Genomic DNA, 17,841 nt, shown 5'->3' on the forward strand with positions numbered 1-17,841 from the left:
TCCGTGAACGGCCCGCCCCGGCCCCCGGCCCGCCCCTAGGGTGTGCCGGACCCCGCCCCCGACGTGCCGAGGAGACCCTCCGTGCCCGCCCGCCGCACCCTGCTGAAGGCCCTCGCCGGCGCCCCCGCCCTCCCCCTCCTGGGGAACGCGCCCGCCGCCGCCGCGCCCGCCCCCGCCCCCGGCATCGTCAAGCCGACACCGTCCGCGTACTTCACGCTGCGCGGCACCAACGCCGAGGCCCGGTACGAGACCTTCGCCGACACCGGGCCGCTCACCCCGGTCGACCGCTTCTTCGTCCGCAACCACACCACCACGCCCGTCCTCGACGCCGCCGCCTGGAGCCTCACCGTCTGGGGCGACGGACTGCACGGCCGCACCCCCGTCCGCTTCGGCTACGGGCAGCTGCGCGACCTGCCCGCCGTCACCCGCACCGCCCTGGTGGAGTGCGCCGGCAACGGCCGCAGCCTCTACGCCACCCAGCAGGGCGAGACGGTCACCGGCACGCCCTGGACCCTCGGCGCGATCGGAGCCGCCCGCTGGCGCGGCGCCCGCCTCTCCGACGTGCTGCGGCGCGCCGGGATCGCCGCCGACGCCGTCGACGTCCAGCCCCGCGGCCTCGACGACCCGTACGTCACCGGCGGCGTCGACCTCGGCCGGGTCCGCCGCCCGCTGCCCGTCGCCAAGGCCCTCGACGACGTCATCCTCGCGTACGAGATGAACGGCGAGCCCCTCCCGTACGACCACGGGTACCCGGTCCGGCTGATCGTCCCCTCCTGGATCGGCATCGCCTCCATCAAGTGGCTCGGCGACATCGAGGTCTCGCGCTCCCCGCTCGCCTCGCCCTGGTCCACCGACTACTACCGCCTGTTCGGCGCCGCGCATCCGCCCGGCGGCAGCGCCCCGCTCACCCGCCAGACCCTCAAGAGCGCCTACGAACTGCCCTTCGGCGCCACCCTGGAGACCCACCGGACGCACCGGCTCACCGGCCGCGCCTGGTCCGCCCACGCGCCCGTGCGCCGCGTCGACGTCTCCACCGACGGCGGTGCCCACTGGCGGCCCGCCCGGCTGCTCGACGCGCCCCGGCGGGCCGGCTGGGTCCGCTGGGCCACCACCTGGCGCCCGCACGGCACCGGGCCCGCCACCCTGCTCTCCCGGGTCACCGACGCGGCCGGCAACGTCCAGCCGGAGCGGGCCGTCCACAACACCCAGGGGTACCTCTTCGACGCGATCGTCCGGCACCCCGTCACCCTCGCCTGAGCCGGCCGGACCCCACCCGGCCCGCCCGAGCGGCGGGATATCCCGAACCTCCGTATAAAGGCACTGGGGTCCCGTTCGCGCGGTCAGGGCCGTGTGCGCGTGCCGTTCGGGTGCCCCGGCACAGTCCCAGGAGGTCCGGGAGGTCAGGGCGATGCGGCAGACAGCTCCGGAGGGCCGCGGGCCGGTGCGCTTCGGACCGCCCGCTCCGGAGTCCGGCCTCCCCGTGCTGCCCGGTCTCGCCGCCCTCCTCGCCGCCGCGGCCGGCCGGGCCGCGCCCGAACCGCCCGGCGGCGGCCCGGTCCTGCGCGGGGCCGCCGCCGGCTACTGGTGGCGCCGCGGCCTGCGCACCCACGCCGAGGACGTCGTCGCCGCCCCCGGCGCCCCGCCGCTGCTGCTCGCCCTCATCGCCGCCCACGGCGGCGACCTCCTCCTGCCGCGGCCCTGCCCCGCCTGGTGGACCCCGCAGGCCCGGCTGCTCGGCCGGCCCGCCTACCACGTGCCCACGCCCGCCGAGTGCGGGGGCGTGCCCGACCCGTACGCCCTCCTGGAGACCGTGCGACGGGTCCGCGCCGAGGGCGGCGACCCCCGGCTCCTCCTCCTCTCCGTCGCCGACGACCCCACCGCCACCGTCGCCCCGCCCGAACTCGTCCGCGAGGCCTGCGAGGCGGCCGTCGCCGAGGGGCTGCACATCATCAGCGACGAGACCTGGCGCGACACCGTGCACCGCCCCGAGGACACGGTGCTGCTCAGCCCCGCCGAGATGTGCCCCGAGGACGTCACGGTCCTCAGCGACCTGTCCGGCGCCCTCACCCCCGCCGGCTGGCCCTGCGCCGTCGCCCGCTTCCCGCCCACCGCCCCCACCCGCACGGACCGGTACGCCGACCGCAGGGCCCGCACCCTCGACATCCTCACCGCGCTCGGCGCCCTCGTGGCCGGACCGGTCGCCCCGGCCGCCGCCCACGCCCTCGACGAACCCGAGGACGTCGTCGTGCGGATCCGGACCACGGCCGCCCTGCACGGGCGGATCGCCGCGGCCGCCCACCGGGCCGTCCGCGCCGCCGGGGCGTTCGCCCGGCCCCCGCAGGCGGGCCGCCACCTCTACGCCGACCTGGGCCCGCTGCGCGCCGGGCTCGCCGCCCGCGGCGTCACCGACTCCCTGGAGCTGGAGAACCACCTGACGGAGCGGCTCGGCACCCCCCGTCCCCGGCGGCCACCGCTTCGGCGACGAACTCGGCGCGCTCCGCGTCCGGTTCGACACCGCGGCCTTCCTGGGGGACACGGAGGAGGAGCGGACCGAGGCACTCGCCTCCGCCCGCCCCGAGGAATCGCCGCACGTGGCCCGCGCGTTGAGCACGTTCGGGGAAGCGCTGGACGAACTGGCCCGCTAGTGGAGGCCGTCGAGGACGGCCGGCACCGGATGGAAGGAAAGACGGAGGTCGCAGCGATGACGGAACAGACCGCCCGGCCACCCCGGGCCCCGCACTCCGACCGCACCCCCCGTACCGCCGGAGCCGCCGGGTCCGCCGGGTCCGCCGGGTCCGCCGGGTCTTCCCGGGCCGCTGGGGCCGCCCGCGCAGGCCAGGTCGCTGAAGCCGACCGGTCCTCCCAGCTCGCCCAGCCGGCCGGAGCCTCCCAGCTCGCCCAGCCGGCCGGAGCGTCCCAGGCCTCCCAGCCGGCCGGAGCGTCCCAGGCCTCCCAGCCGGCCGGAGCGTCCCAGGCCGCCCAGCCCGCCGGAGCCTCCCCGGCCTCCCCACCAACCCCGCCCGCCCCGCACCCCGCTCCCGTGCTCCAGCCCCTCGGCCGGGTGCGTCTCGACTGGCCGCGGTCCTTCGCCGACCGGCTCACCGCGCCCCTGCCCGGGGTCCGTGCCCTGGCCCGGCTGGCCCGCGAGGGCGCCGTCCGCCCCGGGCCCGCGGGGCTGCGGGACGTCCCGCAGCTGCCCTTCGCGCCCGGACCGCTGCCCGAGGCCGGGCCGGGCACCGTCGCCGTCACCTGGGCCGGGCACGCCAGCTGGGTGGTCCGGATCGGCGGCCTGACCGTGCTGACCGACCCCGTCTGGTCGCGCCGGATCCTCGGCACCACGGCCCGGCTCACGCCCGTCGGGGTCCGCTGGGAGGACCTGCCCCCGGTCGACGCCGTCGTCATCAGCCACAACCACTTCGACCACCTCGACGCCCCCACCCTCAAACGGCTCCCGCGCCACACCCCCGTGTTCGTGCCCGCCGGGCTCGGCCGCTGGTTCACCCGGCGCCGGTTCGACCGCGTCACCGAGCTGGACTGGTGGGAGGCGGCCGAACTCGGCGGCGTGCGCTTCGAGTTCGTCCCCGCCCACCACTGGTCCAAGCGCACCCTCCTGGACACCTGCCGCTCCCTGTGGGGCGGCTGGGTGATCGGCGAACGCGAGGGGCGGCGGGTCTACTTCGCCGGGGACACCGGCTACGGCCACTGGTTCGCCGAGATCGGCCGCCGCCACCCGGGCATCGACCTCGCCCTGCTGCCGATCGGCGCCTACGACCCGCGCTGGTGGCTCGGCGACGTCCACACCGACCCCGAGGAGGCCGTGCGGGCCTTCCAGGACCTCGGTGCGCGGCGGATGGCCCCCATGCACTGGGCGACCTTCGTCCTCTCCTCCGAACCCGTCCTCGAACCGCTCACCCGCGTGCGCGCCGCCTGGGCGCGGGCCGGCCTGCCCCGCGAGGACCTGTGGGACCTGCCGGTCGGGGCGTCCCGGGCGGTGGGCCCGTAGGCGCTCGGCCCGAGGCGCCCGGTCCGGAGCGTCCGGTGGGCGTCCGGCCCGAGGCGTCCGGTCCCGGGCGTCCGGTCCCCGGGCGTCCGGCCCAGGGTGCCAGGACCTCCAAGGGGGCCCGGCCTCCGGACTAGGGCGCGCCCGGCCGGCCGGACCGTCCCCGCAGCCGCCGCCACAGGGCGGGCGCCGCGCCGATCAGCACCGTGAGGCCGACCGCCGCCACCACGCCCTGCCACGGTTCCGGGAAGAGCGAGCCGCCCAGGATGCCGATCAGCTGGTACGTCGCCGCCCAGGCCAGGCAGGCCGGCAGGTCGCCGCGGGCGAAGCGGCGCAGCGGCATCCCGGCGAGCAGACAGGCCAGCATCACCGGGATCCGGCCCGCCGGGACCAGCCGGGAGAGCACGAGCACCGGGACCTGGTGGGTGTCCAGCCGTTCCTGCGCCTGGGCCAGTCGCTCCGGGGTGACCCGGCCGCGCAGCGCCGCGAGCCAGCGCGAGCCGTTGCGGGAGCGGACCCCGCGCCGGCCGAGCCAGTACAGGGCCAGGTCGCCCAGGAACGCGGCGGAGGCCGACACCACGAAGACGTACAGCAGCGCCAGCGGCGCCGTCTGGTGGAAGGCCACCACCGCCGCCGAGCTCACGATCGCCCCGGTCGGCACCACCGGCAGCAGCGCGCCGAGCGCCACGAGCAGGAACAGCGAGGGGTAGCCGACGGCCTGTTGCGTCGACTCCGGCGGCAGCTCCCGCACCGCCGTCACGATCCGGTCGATCACCGGGCGACCTCCGGCCGCACCCGCTCGCCGTGGCCCAACAGGTGTACCGCCACCTTCGGGGCGAGCCGGGCCGCGTGCCGGACGAACTCGTCGCCCGGCGCGTGGAACTCGTGGGGGCGGACCGCGTCCATGCCGATCGGCCAGTACGTGCCGTAGTGCACCGGCACCGCGGCGGCGGGCGACAGCGCGGCGAGCGCCTGCGCGGCACGGCCCGCGTCCAGGTGCCCGTGGCCGAGGTAGGGCCCCCAGCCGCCGACCGGGAGGAGCGCCACGTCCACCGGGCCGACGGCCTCCGCCATGTCGTCGAACAGGCCGGTGTCCCCGGCGAAGTAGGTCCGCGCCTCGCCCTCCACCACGTAGCCGAGCGCGGGGGAGCGGTGCGGTCCGAGCGGCAGCCGCCGCCCGTCGTGCAGGGCGGGGACGGCCCGTACGGTCACGCCCTCGACCTCCACCTCGTCGCCCGGCGCCACCTCGGTGAGCCGCAGGCCCCGCCCGTCGAGCCGGCGCAGGGCCGGGACGGCGCGCGGGGCGCCGGCCGGGACGAGCACGCGGGTGCCGGGGGCGAGCCGGGCCAGCGAGGGCAGGTGGAGGTGGTCGGCGTGCAGGTGCGACACGAGCACCGCCTCGGCGCGGGCGGCCTCGGGCGGGGGCAGCTCGCCGCGCCGGCGCCGCAGGTGCGCGAGGCGGCGCGCGAAGAGCGGGTCCGTCAGGAAGCGGACCCCGGAGTCCTCGACCGTGCACGTGGCATGACCCCACCAGGTGATCTCCACCGGCACGCCGCCCTTCCTCGTCCGTTCCCGCCCGTCGTTCCCGCCCGTGTCCCGGACCGCCGACCAGGCCTTCCGTAACGAGGGTAAATGTCCGGTGCCGTCGGTGTGGCCGGTCTTCGACGGACCGGGCGGGGCCGGAGCGCCGAAGATCTCCTCGGGTGTCCGGCGACACAGTAGGGTCGCTCCATGGACGACGTTCGGGTGGCGGCGATCGCCAGCCTCACCCCGCTCGAAGAGCTCGACGAAGACCCCTTCCTGGTCGACACCCGCAGCCAGCACGCCATGTGCGTGCGCTGGGCCGTGGACAAGGGGTACGTGGTGGCGAGGCAGCTGCTGTTCTACGGCATCCGGCCGGACCACGAGGCACTGTGGGCGGACGTGGACGCGGGCGTCGTGGACCTGTTCGTCGCCCCGAACGAGCGCGTCCTGGCCCGCGCGTTGACCGACGTGCCGGAGTTCCTCGCCGAGTGCGAGCGGCGCGGGGTGCGCCTGGAGACCGCGGGACTCGACGAACCCGCGTACGACGCGCCGATGAAGGCCTGGGTGCACCGGCGGATGTCCATGCCCACCGCCGGGTACGACGGCTGCTGAGGGCCGGCCCCGGCGGTCGGACACACGCGCCCTTCCCGGCTGACCTGCGTGCCGCGGCCGTTGTGCCACGCTTGAGGCAGGAAACGGGTGAAAGGTGAACCAGGCGTGGGTGAACGGCGAGGGAGTCCCCCCGGCCGCTGGCGGAGCGCGGGCCGGGCCGTGATGCGGGTGGTCACGGTCTGGGCGGTGTCCACGCTCACCCTGCTCGTCCTCGCCGGGCTGCTGCCCGACTTCCAGCTCCAGTCCCGCGACGGCGACAGCCTCACCACCATCGCCTTCACCGCCGCCCTGGGCGCCGGGGCCTTCGGTCTGCTCAGCGCGCTGGTGTGGCCGCTGATCGTGCGGGCGCTGCTGCTCGTACCGGCCCTGGTGCTGGGCCTGTTGGTGTTCTTCCTCAACGGCTCGCTGCTGCTCGTCGCCCTCTGGCTGACCCCGGACGGGCGCGGCACCGCGGCGCCCCAGACCGCCGTCCTGGTGGCCGCGGTGATGTCCGCGGTCGCCTCGGCGACCTCCACCGCCCTCGCCGTGCGCGACGACGAGGCCTACCGGCGGCGCCTCTACCGGCTCGCCGACCGCAAGCGGCCGCGGATCGCGCGCGGCCCGGAACCCGCCCCCGGCACCGTCTTCCTGCAACTCGACGGGGTCGGCCACCGGGTGCTCGGCGACGCCGTCGCCGACGGCCTGATGCCCACCGTCGCCGACTGGCTCGCCACCACCCACCGGGTCGCCCCCTGGCGCACCGACTGGTCCAGCCAGACCGGCGCCAGCCAGCTCGGCATCCTGCACGGCTCCAACGAGGACGTGCCCGCCTTCCGGTGGTACGAGAAGGACACCGGCCGGCTCATGGTCTCCAACCGGCCCGCGAGCGCGGTCGAGCTCCAGCGGCGCGCGGTCGAGCGCACCGGCGACGGCGGGCTGCTCACCCTCGACGGGGCCTCCCGCGGCAACCTGTTCAGCGGCGGAGCCGACCAGCTGGCCCTGGTCCTGTCGATGGCCGCCCGCCGGGGCCGCCGCAACCGCTCGCGGTCCGGCTACTTCGCGTACTTCTCCGACCCCGCCAACGCCGTCCGCACCGCCGGCTCCTTCGTCACGGAGACGCTGCGCGAGATCGTCCAGTCGACCCGGGCGCGGCTGCGCCGCGAGAGCCCCAGGGTCTCCCGGGGCGGCCTCTACCCCCTCGTCCGGGCCTTCGCCACGGTCATCGAGCGGGACGTGGTCGTCTCGGCCGTGATGGGCGACATGCTCGCCGGCCGGACCGCGGTCTACGCCGACCTGGTCGCCTACGACGAGGTCGCCCACCACTCGGGGCCGCACGGCCACGACACCGACCAGGTGCTGCGGCGGCTCGACCGCTCGCTCGCGCTGATCGCCCAGGTCGCCGAGCACGCGCCCCGCCCGTACCGGATCGTGCTGCTCTCCGACCACGGCCAGAGCCCGGGGGAGACCTTCGAGTCCGCGTACGGGCTGACCCTGCGCGACCTCGTCCGGGCCGGCTGCGGGCTGCCGGTGCCGCGCCGGGTGCGGCGGACCCGCAGCGGGTCGGAGGCCAGGGACGCGGCGAAGGACGCGCTGCGCGGCGCGCTGCACCGGAGCCTGGACGAGGCGGCCGAGCAGGGCGAGGAAGGGGCGGAGGCGGCCGCGGTGGCCGCCGCGCGGGCCCCCGAACCGCTCGTGCTGGCCTCCGGCAACCTCGGCCTGATCTCCTTCCCGGGCGTGCCGCACCGGATGACCCGTGAGGAGATCGAACGCCTCCACCCGGCGCTGCTGCGCACTCTGGCGCACCACCCGGGGATCGGCTTCCTGCTGGTGGCGAGCGAGGAGCACGGCTCGGTGGTGCTCGCCCGCGACGGCGTCGAGGTCCCGGTCGCGGAGCTGACCGACGACGGGCCGCTCGCCGTCTTCGGCCCGGGAGCGGCGGACGCGGTGCGGCGCACGGACGGCTTCCCGCACGTCGCCGACATCATGGTCAACTCGATGTACGACCCGGCGACGGGCACCGTGCACGCCTTCGAGGAGCAGATCGGCTCGCACGGCGGCCTCGGCGGCGAGCAGGCGCACCCGTTCCTGCTCTGGCCCCGCGAGCTGACCGGTCCGCCCGCGGAGATCGTGGGCGCCGAGCAGGTGCACCGGGTGCTGCGCGGCTGGCTGCGGGAGGCCGAGGGGCCGCAGGTGCCGCTGGAGATTTCGCCGCCCGGCGGCGATGCGGAAGCGTTTCTTCCGGTCGACGACCAGGCCGTACAGGACAAAAGCGGGTGATTTGGAGCGCCGTCTCGGCTGTCGGACGATGAGGGCGTTTGTCCGACGAGAGGCGCACCACCCCCCATGAGCACGGCCATCCCCGAGACCCACCCCGGCACCCCCGCCGAGGACCCGCAGCACGAGCACCGGCCGGACGGGGAAGCGCCCAGCAGGCACGCCCGCAGCTTCGGACTGCCCGTCGCCACCGCCCTCGTCGTCGGCAACATCATCGGCGGAGGCATCTTCCTCCTGCCCGCCTCCGTCGCCCCCTACGGCACCATCAGCCTGGTCGCCTTCGGCATCCTCACCCTCGGCGCCCTCGCCCTCGCCCTGGTCTTCGGCCGGCTCGCCCACCGCCACCCCCAGACCGGCGGCCCCTACGTCTACGCCCGCGCCGCCTTCGGCGACTTCGCCGGATTCCTCGCCGCCTGGTCGTACTGGATCACCACCTGGGTCTCCAACGCCGCCCTCGCCGTCGCCGCCGTCGGCTACCTCGACGTCCTCGTCCCGATCCACGCGTCCAAGGCCGCCACCATCGGCGCCGCCCTGCTCCTCCAGTGGCTGCCCGCGCTCGCCAACCTAGCTGGCACCCGCTACGTCGGCGCCGTCCAGCTCGTCGCGACCGTGCTCAAGTTCCTCCCGCTGCTGCTGGTCGCCGTCGGCGGACTGTTCTTCTTCGACAGCGCCAACCTCGGCCCCTTCCGGACCGGCGACGCGAGCGCCCTCGGCGCCGTCTCCGCCTCCGCCGCGATCCTGCTCTTCAGCTACCTCGGCGTCGAGTCCGCCGCCGTCAGCGCCGGCGAGGTCCGCGACCCGCGCCGCAACGTCGGCCGCGCCACCGTCCTCGGCACCCTCGGCGCCGCCACGCTCTACCTGCTCGGCACCCTCGCCGTCTTCGGCACCGTCGCCCACGACAAGCTGGTCACCTCCACCGCGCCCTTCTCCGACGCCGTGAACGTCATGTTCGGCGGCTCCTGGGGCGGCGCCGCCGTCGCCTGCATGGCCCTGGTCTCCATGGTCGGCGCGCTCAACGGCTGGACCCTGCTCAGCGCCCAGGCGCCGTACGCCGCCGCCCGCGACGGCCTCTTCCCGAAGGTCTTCACGGTCAAGCGGCGCGGCGTCCCCACGGTCGGCGTCCTCGTGACCGTCGTCCTCGCCTCGCTCCTGACGGTCTACAACTACACCGCCGGCACCCAGGGCGTCTTCGAGGTCCTGGTGCTGGTCACCACCTTCACGGCCACCGTCCCCTATCTGCTCTCCACGGCCGCCCAGATCTACTTCCTGCTCTCCGGGCAGGGCGAGAGGGTCTCCCGCGCCCGCCTCACCCGCGACGCCGTCCTCGCCGTCGCCGCCTTCGGCTTCTCCCTCTGGCTCGTCGCGGGCTCCGGCTACGCGGCGGTCTACCAAGGCGTCCTCTTCCTCTTCGCGGGCGTCCTCGTCTACGCGGCGATGGCGGCGCGCCGGACCCGGGCGACGGCGGACCCCGGCTCCGGCCGTCCGGACGGGCGGGCCGACGGGCACGTGGCAGGGCGCGCGGACGGGCGCGCGGAGGACTGACGGCCGGGCGCCGTCGCGCCCCGGCGCGTGCGCCCCGCCACTGCGGTGAATCGGGGGCCCGGAGTGTAGGCCGCCCGGGCGGTTGTGGGGTCCGGCGCGCCTCGGGGCCGCCCGCACGGGGCAGGAGGGACCCCTATGAGGTCCCTTCCCGCGCGCCCCGGCGTCCCCGCCGTGCGGGCCCGGCGGTTCGCCGTCGCGGTGCTGCTCGTGCTCGCCGCGCTGCTCGGGACCGGCGCGGCGTTCGCCGGGACGGCGGGCGCGGAACCGCGCACCGTCGGCGCGTCGGCCGAGCCCGCCGCCGAGGTCCACGACCTCGCCGGGAACGAGGCGACCACCCCCGTCCGCGGAGCGCGCCGCCCGGCCCCGCCCCGCAGCGTGCGCACGGCCGCCGCCGTGCCCGCGCCCGCCCCCGTGCCCGCCGCGCCCCCGGGCGACGGTGCGCCGCGGTCGGCGGTGATGCGGTGCTGAGAGGCCCTGCCTCCCCAGCACCCCCTCACCCCACCGCAAGGAGCTTCGTCATGCCCGTCGACCCCTTCGCCGTGCTCAACGCGCTGCTGCGCGCCGAGGCGGCCCGTCAGGAACGGTCCCTCCGCCACGCGGAAACGGAACGCGAACCGGAACGGCGGCCCCTGCGCACCGCTCCGGGCACGGCCGCCGAACCGGAACCGAAGCTGGACTGACACCCCCGGGCCAGGCCCGGAACCCGCCCCGGCGGGCCGGTTTGCGCATGTCCGTACGGTGTACGAGGCTGAACCGATGACCTCGACCGACCGGCAGCCCACCGCCCCCGATCGGTCCGCCGGAGCGGGCAGGATCCGCGCCTTCGCCCGCCGCCCGTACACCGCCCGGCACTGGCCCGACCTCATCGCGCTGTGCTGGGCGACCGTCTTCTTCTGGGCCTCCCTCAGTCCCTCCCTGGTGCCCCGGCCCTGGTACCTCCAGGGCGTCGTCGGCGGCATCACCGCCGCCATCGGCTACGCGCTCGGCGCCGCCGTCTCCTGGCTCGCCCACGCCCTGGTGCCCTGGCGCCCGGGCGAGCGGACCCGGGCCCGGCTCTGGCAGGCGTACTGGCTGCTCCTCCCGGTCCTGACCGTCCTGCTCATCTCGGAGAGCGCCCGGATGCAGCGCCGGCTCCGCGTGCTCCAGGGGCTGCCGCCCTCGCTCACCTGGCACACCCCGGTCATCGCCCTCTTCGCGATCCTGCTCTGGCTGGCCCTGCTGCTGGTCGCCCGCGCGGTCCGGCTCGGCGCGCGCCGGCTGATCCGGCTGCTCGGCCGGCTGCTGCCGCGGCCCGCCGCGTACGCCCTCGGCGCCCTGCTCACCGCCCTCGCCGTCCTCGTCGGCGTCCGCGACGTCGTCTTCGACCGGGGCGTCGTCGACCTCGCCGACCGGATCGCCGAGGCCACCAACGACGGCACCGAGGACGGCATCCACCGCCCCGCCTCCGGCCGGGTCTCCGGCGGCCCCGGCTCCCTGATCCGCTGGCAGGACCTCGGCTACCAGGGACGCAACTTCACCGGCTCCGTCCCCACCCGCGACCGCATCACCGCCTGGACCGGGAAGCCCGCCCGCGACCCGGTCCGCGTCTACATACCCTCCGCGCTGCCCGCCGCCTTCCAGGACGAGCGCCCCTTCGCCGCCCAGGCCCGCCTCGCCGTCCGCGAACTCGAACGCACCGGCGCCTTCGACCGCCGCGTCCTCGCCGTCGCCGGCACCACCGGCACCGGCTGGGTCAACCCCAACGTCGCCGAACCCCTGGAGTACATGTACGGCGGCGACACCGCGATCGTCGCCGTCCAGTACTCGTACCTGCCCAGCTGGGTCTCCTTCCTCGTCGACAAGGAGAAGGCCGGCCAGGCCACCCGCGCCCTCCTCGACGCCGTCCGCGCCCGGCTCGCCGAACTCCCCGCGGACCGGCGCCCCAAACTGGTCGTCACCGGCGAGAGCCTCGGCGCCTACGCCGTCGAGGCCTCCTTCGGCAGCGCCGAGGCCCTCCTCGACGGCACCGACGGCGCCCTGCTGCTCGGCGCGCCGAACTTCTCCCCGGTCTCCGCCGAGATCCGCCGCGACCGCGACCCCGGCAGCCCCGTCTGGCGCCCCCAGTACCGGGACGGCGCTCACTACCGCTTCGCCCAGTTCCCCCGCACCGACCTCGAACGACCCCCCGGCCCGCTGGGAGTTCCCGCGCGCCGTCTACCTCCAGAACGCCTCCGACCCGGTCGTCTGGTGGTCGCCCGACCTCCTCCTGGAACGGCCCGCCTGGCTCGACGAACCCCTCGGCCCGGACATCACCCCGGAGATCGACTGGTTCCCGTTCGTCGCCTTCTGGCAGACCTCGGTCGACATGGCGGTCTCGTACGGGGTACAGGCGCCGCACGGCCACCGCTACGGCACGGGGGCCGTCGACGGCTGGGCGGCCGTCGTCCCGCCCCAGGGCTGGACCCGGGCCGACACCGACCGCCTGCGCGCCTACATCGGGCACCGGAAGGCGGCGTACTGATCCACCCCGCGCGGTACCCGCCTCCGCGCGGTACCCCCGGCTCCGCGTGCGCCTACGCCTCCGCGTGCGCCGCCGCGCCCGCCGCCCCCACCGCGCGGCCGTGCGCCGTCACCAGGACGCTCACCCCGGCCGCCAGCAGGGCCACCGCGAGCAGCGCCGGGACCAGGGTCACCAGCGGACCCGCCACCAGGCAGCACGCCCCGCCCACCAGCAGGGCCGTCGGGCGCCGCCCCGAGGAGCGCAGCACGATCGCCGCCGCGCCCAGCAGGAAGACCCCGACCCCGCCCGCCAGCGCCCAGGCCACCGTGCCGTGCAGGGGCTCGGCGAGGCCGTAGTGGCCGGTGTCGGCGACCTGGGTGAGCACCTTCTTCATGCCGAGCGAGGTCAGCACCACGCCCGCCACCAGCGGCAGGTGCAGGAACGTGTACACGTCCCGGGCGAAGCGGGTCCGCTCGTCGCCGTCCAGGGCCGCCAGCCGGTGCTCGGCGGGCTCCCCGAACCGCCGGAAGTACAGCGCCCACAGCGAAGCCGCCAGCAGCAGCCCCGCCGCACACGCCGCGATTACCGCCGGCGTCAGCGGGAAACCGGCCATGCCCACGCCCATCGCCACGATGGACTCGCCGAGGGCGATGATCACGATGAGGCCGTGCCGCTCGGAGAAGTGCCCGGGGGAGTTGACCCGCCAGCCGGACGAGCCGGTCACGTAGATCCCGCCGTAGTCCACGGCGACCGCGCTCAGCCACAGCGCCAGCCGCGGGGTCCCGTCGTACGCGCAGCCGATGAGCAGCAGCGCGAACGGCGGCGCCACCGAGATCATGGCGGTCCGCCGCAGCGTCGCCCGCAGGGCCGTGTCGCCCGGGCTGGAGACCCAGTACGACACCAGGTGCAGCACCCGCACCAGGCCGTAGCAGACCACGAACACCAACGGCGCCGGCAGCCCGCCCGGCGCGTCAGCGAACACCTCCGGCACCGCGAGCGACACCACGAACACCACGGTCATCACGGTGACCAGCACCGCGAACAGGGCGCCGGAGTCGGCCCGCACCACGTTGCCCAGCCAGGCGAAGGCGCTCCAGCACCACCACAGCAGCGCGAGCACCGCCATCGCCCCGACCACCCGCACCGGGTTCGGGTGGGCCGCCATCAGAGCCGTCACCTGCGTGATCGCGTAGACGAAGACCAGATCGAAGAACAACTCGGCGGGCGTCACCTTGTGATCGTCCCCGGCCGCGACCATCCGCGCCCGTTCCCTACCGGCCACCGCATCCCCCTTGCGCAGCACGTACTTTCGGCCATCCAGGCGCGCACCCTACAACGGCCCGGCATTACCCCGGGAGTAATCGACCCCCGCCGCGGCCCCCGGCATGCTCGTGAGCACCGGGTCCCGGGCGGCGCACTCCGCCCGGGGACCGGCCCCGATCCCAGAGAAACAGCCTTTTCAGGAGGGTGATCCACCATGTCCCAGGCCCTGCTCGCCGGTCTCTCCCGCACCACGGCACCGCGGTCGATGTGCGCCGGTTCCTCGCGCTCGACGCCGTCGTCACCGGCGGCAACGGTCTCGCCTACCTCGCCGCCTCCGGCCCCCTGGGCGAGCTCCTCGGCGTGGGCCGGGTCTGCTGCTCGAACTCGGCGTGTTCCTCACCGCGTACGCGGCCGGCGTGGCCTGGCTGGCGAGCGCCCGCAGCCGCCGGTCCTCGGCGTGAAGGCCGTCGTCGACGCCAACCTGCTGTGGGCGGCGCTCAGCGTCCGTCGCGCGCTTCGTCGCCTGCTGGAGCCCAGCACCGCGGCGCCGTCTGGACCCTGCTCCAGGCGGGCACCGTCCGCCGGTTTCGCGGCCTGCAGTGGGCCGCGCTGCGGGCGAGCGCTACCCTTGAGCGACTGGAGGTAGGCGAACCGTCTCCGGGTCGGCCGGGAGGAAGGTCTCGATGGCCAGCTCCGGCGACCGGTCACGTCCAGCGGCGTGTTGAACGTCGAGATCGACGACACGAACGACAGCACCCGCCCGTCGTGCTCGAATCCGCAGCGGCAGCGCGAAGTACGGGTAGGGCACCGCGTCCTCCCGGTCCGCCGGGTCGCCGGCCCCCTCCGGCAGCGGATACCCGCCACCTCCTCGTACAGCGCCCGCAGCGACTCCGAACGGAACCAGACCGACCGATCTGACGCTCCATCTGGGCGAGCAGATGCCCCCGCCACTCCCGCAGGTTGCGGATGCGCGGGGCCAGGCCCTCCGGATGGAGGGTGATCCGCATGGCGTTCAGCGGCGGGGTCAGCAGGTGCTCCGGCAGCCCCGCGAGGAGCATCCCGATGCCCTGGTTGGCCGCCAGCACCGTGTACGAGCCGTCCACGACCAGCGCCGGGTACGGCTCGTAGCCCTGGAGCAGCTGCCCGATGCCCTCGCGCAGCGACTCCAGCAGCGGCGCGTCCATCGTCGACTCGGTGAAGCGCGGCGCGTAACCGGCCGCCAGGAGCAGCGCGTTGCGCTCCCGCACCGGCACCTCCAGGTGCTCGGCCAGCCGGAGGATCATCTCCTCGCTCGGCCGCGAACGGCCCGTCTCGATGAAGGAGATGTGCCGCGCGGACGAGTCCGCCCGCAGCGCCAGCTCCAGCTGGCTCAGCCGCCGCTGCTCGCGCCAGCCGCGCAGCAGTGGCCCCACACCCGTGTCGGTCGCGACAGTCGTCATGGTCGGACGGTATCCCAGAGAGCGACTCGGGTACCTTCTCCCAGGTGACCACCCGGCCACCGCAGGACCCGACCGGAGGGAGCAGCACGTGCCCACACAGCCCCTGTCGCAGAAGGAGATCGAGGACCGACTGCGGGAGCTCCCCGGCTGGTCCCTCGCCGGCGACCGCATCACCCGCACCTACCGGCTCGCCGACCACTTCGCCGCGACCGCCCTCGTCGTCCACGTGGCCAGCATCCAGCAGGAGCTCGACCACCACAGCGATCTGACGCTCGGCTACAACAGCGTCGTCCTGTCCGTGAACACCCACACCGCCGGCGGTGTCACGGAGAAGGACTTCGCGCTCGCCGACCGCGTCGAGGCCGTGGCCTCCGGACACGGCGCGAACTGACGGCACGTCATGCTCCCCCGTACGATCACCGCATGGGGGAGACGATGCTCGACTACGAGACCGAGGCCGCGCGTTACGACGAGACCCGCGGCGGGGTGCCCCGGGCGGCCGCCGCCGCGGCCGCGGTGCTGCGGCTGCTGCCGCCCGGCACCCGCACCCTCGTCGACGTCGCCTGCGGCACCGGTCTCGTCACCGCGCGCCTGGCCCGGACCGGACTCGCCGTGTACGGGATCGACGCCGCCGACGCCATGCTGCGCGCCGCCGCCGGCCGCATCCCGGGCCGCGCGGTCCGCGCCGACGCCCGCCGGCTCCCGCTGCCGGACGGCTCCGTCGACGCCGTCAGCGCGATCTGGCTGCTCCACCTCGTGCCGTTCGCCGAGGAGATCGTCGCCGAGGCGGCCCGGGTGCTGCGCCCCGGCGGCGTCCTCGTCGCCACGGTCGACAAGGACGCGGCCCACGACGTCGGCAGCGACATCGACGCCCTGCTGCGCCCGCACCGCGCGGCCGGGGCGGGCTCCGACCGCGCCGACCTCGTGACCGCCCACGCCGCCGCCCACGACCTGGCCCCCGCGCCCGGCACCACCTTCACCGGCCACGGCCAGGGCGCAAGCCCGCGCGGGACCGCCGAGAAGCTGCGGCGCGGCTACTTCGCCTCCTGGTTCCACGGCACCCCCGTGTCCGTGGACCTGCTCGCCACCGCCCTCGCCGGCCTGCCGGACCAGGACCGCCGCCGTGACGATCCCGCGTACCGGCTGGCCGCCTTCGTGAAGCGCGCCCCCGGCACCGCCCCCGGCGTCACGCGCGGCTGAACGCCGGCCCCCGGTTCACCCTCCGCTGCTCGGCACCGGCACCGGCCCCGTCGTTCCGGCGGGCAGCGCGTCCGCGAGGTAGCCGGCCAGGTCCGGGCGGTCCGGGGCCAGCATGTGCCGCACCCAGGCGTCCCGTTCGTGCCCGATCGGCGGCAGCTCCCACACGCAGCCGATCCAGTTCCGGGCGCCCGGTTCGAGGCGGACGAAGTGCGCCGGATCGGTGTCGGGGCAGTCGAGGGCCGGCTGGCCCGCCGCCGCGCCGGCGAAGTGGAGCACGTTGTCCCACACCCAGCTGTACACGTTCAGGTACGCGCCGGTGTCGCCGCCCCGGTGCAGCACCGCGAAGCTCGCCGCGGGGGTGCCGTCCGGCTCCGGAAGGAGCTCCGGGAGCAGCGCGTACGCCGCCTTCTCCACCTCCGGCTCGATGCCGGCCGGGTCGGCGGTCACGTGGTAGCGCTTGACGTGCCGGCCGGCGATCTCGACCGGCTCCGGGACGAAGAGGTACTTCTCTGCGAAAGCCATGGCTGGACTGTAGGAACCCTTCACTGACACCTTGTGTCAGTGAAGTCCAGCCGACTCCTGTCGATCCTGCTGCTGCTCCAGACCCGGGGCACGATGACGGCCGCCCGGCTCGCCGAGGAGCTGGAGGTCTCCGTCCGCACGGTCTACCGGGACGTCGAGGCGCTGCACGCCGCCGGGGTGCCGCTCTACGGGGACGCCGGGCACCGAGGCGGCTACCGGCTGCTCGCCGGGCACCGCTCCCGCCTCACCGACCTGTACGCGCGCGAGGCCGAGGCGCTCGTCCTCGCCGGGCTGCCCGTCGCCGCCGACGAGCTCGGCCTCGGCGGACACTTCGCCGACGCCCAGCTGAAGCTGCGCGCCGCCCTGCCGGTGCCGCTGCGCGAGCACGTCGACCGGCTGCGCACCCGCTTCCACATCGACGCCCCCGGCTGGTACGCGGAGGAGACCGAGGCCCCCTTCCTCTCCGGGGTCGCCGAGGCCCTTCGCACCGGGCGGGTGCTCGCGGTCCGCTACCGGCGCTGGAAGGAGCCGAGCGAGGTCGACCGGAGGCTCGAACCGTACGGTCTCGTCCTGAAGGCCGGCCGCTGGTACCTGGTCGCCGGGCCCGGGCCGCGCACCTACCGCGTCGACCAGATCCTCGACCTCACGCTCACCGAGGAGGAGGCCCGCATACCGGAGGGCTTCGACCTGGCCGCCCACTGGCGGGCGAGCCAGGCGGACTTCCACGCCCGGCTCCACCAGGGGGACGCCCTCGTCCGGATCTCCCCGCGCGGCGCGGCCCGGCTCACCGGCGCCGCCGCCCGGGCCCTCGCCGAGAACGGCACCCCGGAGCCCGACGGCTGGACCCGCGCCACCCTGCCCGTCGAGTCGCCCGAGCACGCCCACGGCTTCCTCCTCGGGCTCGGCGAGGAGGTGGAGGTCCTCGCCCCCGAGGAGCTCCGCGAACGGATCGCCGCGACGGCCCGGACCCTGGCCCAACGGTACGGGTGAGCCGGGGCGTCCGTGGC

At 75.8% G+C, this 17,841-nt stretch carries 13 protein-coding genes and 6 pseudogenes; 14 read left to right on the plus strand and 5 right to left on the minus strand.

All coding sequences use genetic code 11. From position 1 onward, the window contains the following. Positions 1-42: 42 nt before the first annotated feature. The 3 genes and pseudogenes from ABD981_RS07955 to ABD981_RS07965 form a co-directional block, all read left to right on the plus strand. Positions 43-1,257, plus strand: a complete 1,215-nt coding sequence (locus tag ABD981_RS07955; protein WP_046910725.1) for a sulfite oxidase — start codon at positions 43-45, stop codon at positions 1,255-1,257. Between the two features lie 151 nt (positions 1,258-1,408). Beyond that, a pseudogene (locus ABD981_RS07960) lies at positions 1,409-2,645 on the plus strand (aminotransferase class I/II-fold pyridoxal phosphate-dependent enzyme). 326 nt (positions 2,646-2,971) lie between these two features. Next, a pseudogene (locus ABD981_RS07965) lies at positions 2,972-4,003 on the plus strand (MBL fold metallo-hydrolase); the annotation flags it as partial. Between the two features lie 130 nt (positions 4,004-4,133). Here the strand turns inward: ABD981_RS07965 and ABD981_RS07970 are convergent. Both ABD981_RS07970 and ABD981_RS07975 read right to left on the minus strand, forming a co-directional pair. Next, positions 4,134-4,775: a DedA family protein gene (locus ABD981_RS07970; protein ID WP_046912411.1), complete on the minus strand. Its 642-nt coding sequence runs from the start codon at positions 4,773-4,775 to the stop codon at positions 4,134-4,136. Next, positions 4,772-5,551, minus strand: a complete 780-nt coding sequence (locus ABD981_RS07975) for an MBL fold metallo-hydrolase (RefSeq protein WP_046912412.1) — start codon at positions 5,549-5,551, stop codon at positions 4,772-4,774. The genes ABD981_RS07970 and ABD981_RS07975 overlap by 4 nt, the downstream gene beginning before the upstream one ends. A gap of 180 nt (positions 5,552-5,731) precedes the next feature. Between ABD981_RS07975 and ABD981_RS07980 the strand changes: the two genes are divergently transcribed. From ABD981_RS07980 to ABD981_RS38775, 7 genes and pseudogenes are all read left to right on the plus strand, one after another. Beyond that, positions 5,732-6,136, plus strand: coding sequence for a recombinase family protein (locus tag ABD981_RS07980; protein WP_046912413.1), 405 nt, complete (start codon positions 5,732-5,734; stop codon positions 6,134-6,136). Between the two features lie 162 nt (positions 6,137-6,298). Then, positions 6,299-8,392, plus strand: a complete 2,094-nt coding sequence (locus ABD981_RS07985; protein WP_046912414.1) for a phage holin family protein — start codon at positions 6,299-6,301, stop codon at positions 8,390-8,392. 66 nt (positions 8,393-8,458) lie between these two features. Then, complete coding sequence (locus ABD981_RS07990) at positions 8,459-9,931, plus strand: amino acid permease (protein WP_046912415.1); 1,473 nt, start codon at positions 8,459-8,461, stop codon at positions 9,929-9,931. A gap of 135 nt (positions 9,932-10,066) precedes the next feature. Next, positions 10,067-10,399 carry a hypothetical protein gene (locus tag ABD981_RS07995; protein WP_345528509.1) on the plus strand — a complete coding sequence of 111 codons (333 nt, stop codon included), beginning with the start codon at positions 10,067-10,069 and terminating at the stop codon, positions 10,397-10,399. Between the two features lie 50 nt (positions 10,400-10,449). Then, positions 10,450-10,611 (plus strand): hypothetical protein, encoded by a 162-nt coding sequence (locus ABD981_RS08000; RefSeq protein WP_165591035.1) that lies wholly within the window; start codon positions 10,450-10,452, stop codon positions 10,609-10,611. 76 nt (positions 10,612-10,687) lie between these two features. Next, positions 10,688-12,013 (plus strand): annotated as a pseudogene (locus ABD981_RS08005) (alpha/beta-hydrolase family protein); the annotation flags it as partial. A gap of 130 nt (positions 12,014-12,143) precedes the next feature. After that, positions 12,144-12,431, plus strand: a pseudogene (locus ABD981_RS38775) (alpha/beta-hydrolase family protein); the annotation flags it as partial. A gap of 52 nt (positions 12,432-12,483) precedes the next feature. On the opposite strand, the gene ABD981_RS08010 reads toward ABD981_RS38775, so the two are convergent. Continuing rightward, positions 12,484-13,692, minus strand: coding sequence for a low temperature requirement protein A (locus ABD981_RS08010; protein ID WP_276205616.1), 1,209 nt, complete (start codon positions 13,690-13,692; stop codon positions 12,484-12,486). 195 nt (positions 13,693-13,887) lie between these two features. On the opposite strand from ABD981_RS08010, the pseudogene ABD981_RS08015 reads away from it, so the two are divergent. Beyond that, a pseudogene (locus ABD981_RS08015) lies at positions 13,888-14,294 on the plus strand (hypothetical protein); the annotation flags it as partial. A gap of 25 nt (positions 14,295-14,319) precedes the next feature. On the opposite strand, the pseudogene ABD981_RS08020 reads toward ABD981_RS08015, so the two are convergent. Next, positions 14,320-15,112 (minus strand): annotated as a pseudogene (locus tag ABD981_RS08020) (helix-turn-helix domain-containing protein); the annotation flags it as partial. Between the two features lie 88 nt (positions 15,113-15,200). Here ABD981_RS08020 and ABD981_RS08025 point away from each other — a divergent pair. Further along, positions 15,201-15,503, plus strand: a complete 303-nt coding sequence (locus ABD981_RS08025; RefSeq protein WP_046911714.1) for a 4a-hydroxytetrahydrobiopterin dehydratase — start codon at positions 15,201-15,203, stop codon at positions 15,501-15,503. A 44-nt stretch (positions 15,504-15,547) separates the two neighbouring features. Next, the gene (locus tag ABD981_RS08030; protein WP_046911735.1) at positions 15,548-16,312 is read left to right on the plus strand and encodes a class I SAM-dependent methyltransferase; all 765 of its coding nucleotides are present in this window, start codon (positions 15,548-15,550) and stop codon (positions 16,310-16,312) included. A 15-nt stretch (positions 16,313-16,327) separates the two neighbouring features. Here the strand turns inward: ABD981_RS08030 and ABD981_RS08035 are convergent, their stop codons facing one another. Further along, positions 16,328-16,834, minus strand: a complete 507-nt coding sequence (locus ABD981_RS08035; protein ID WP_046911715.1) for a hypothetical protein — start codon at positions 16,832-16,834, stop codon at positions 16,328-16,330. A 39-nt stretch (positions 16,835-16,873) separates the two neighbouring features. Between ABD981_RS08035 and ABD981_RS08040 the strand changes: the two genes are divergently transcribed. Further along, the gene (locus tag ABD981_RS08040) at positions 16,874-17,824 is read left to right on the plus strand and encodes a helix-turn-helix transcriptional regulator (RefSeq protein ID WP_046911716.1); all 951 of its coding nucleotides are present in this window, start codon (positions 16,874-16,876) and stop codon (positions 17,822-17,824) included. The last annotated feature ends 17 nt before the right edge of the window (positions 17,825-17,841 follow it).

Source organism: Streptomyces showdoensis (genome assembly GCF_039535475.1).
Taxonomy (GTDB): Bacteria; Actinomycetota; Actinomycetes; order Streptomycetales; family Streptomycetaceae; genus Streptomyces; species Streptomyces showdoensis.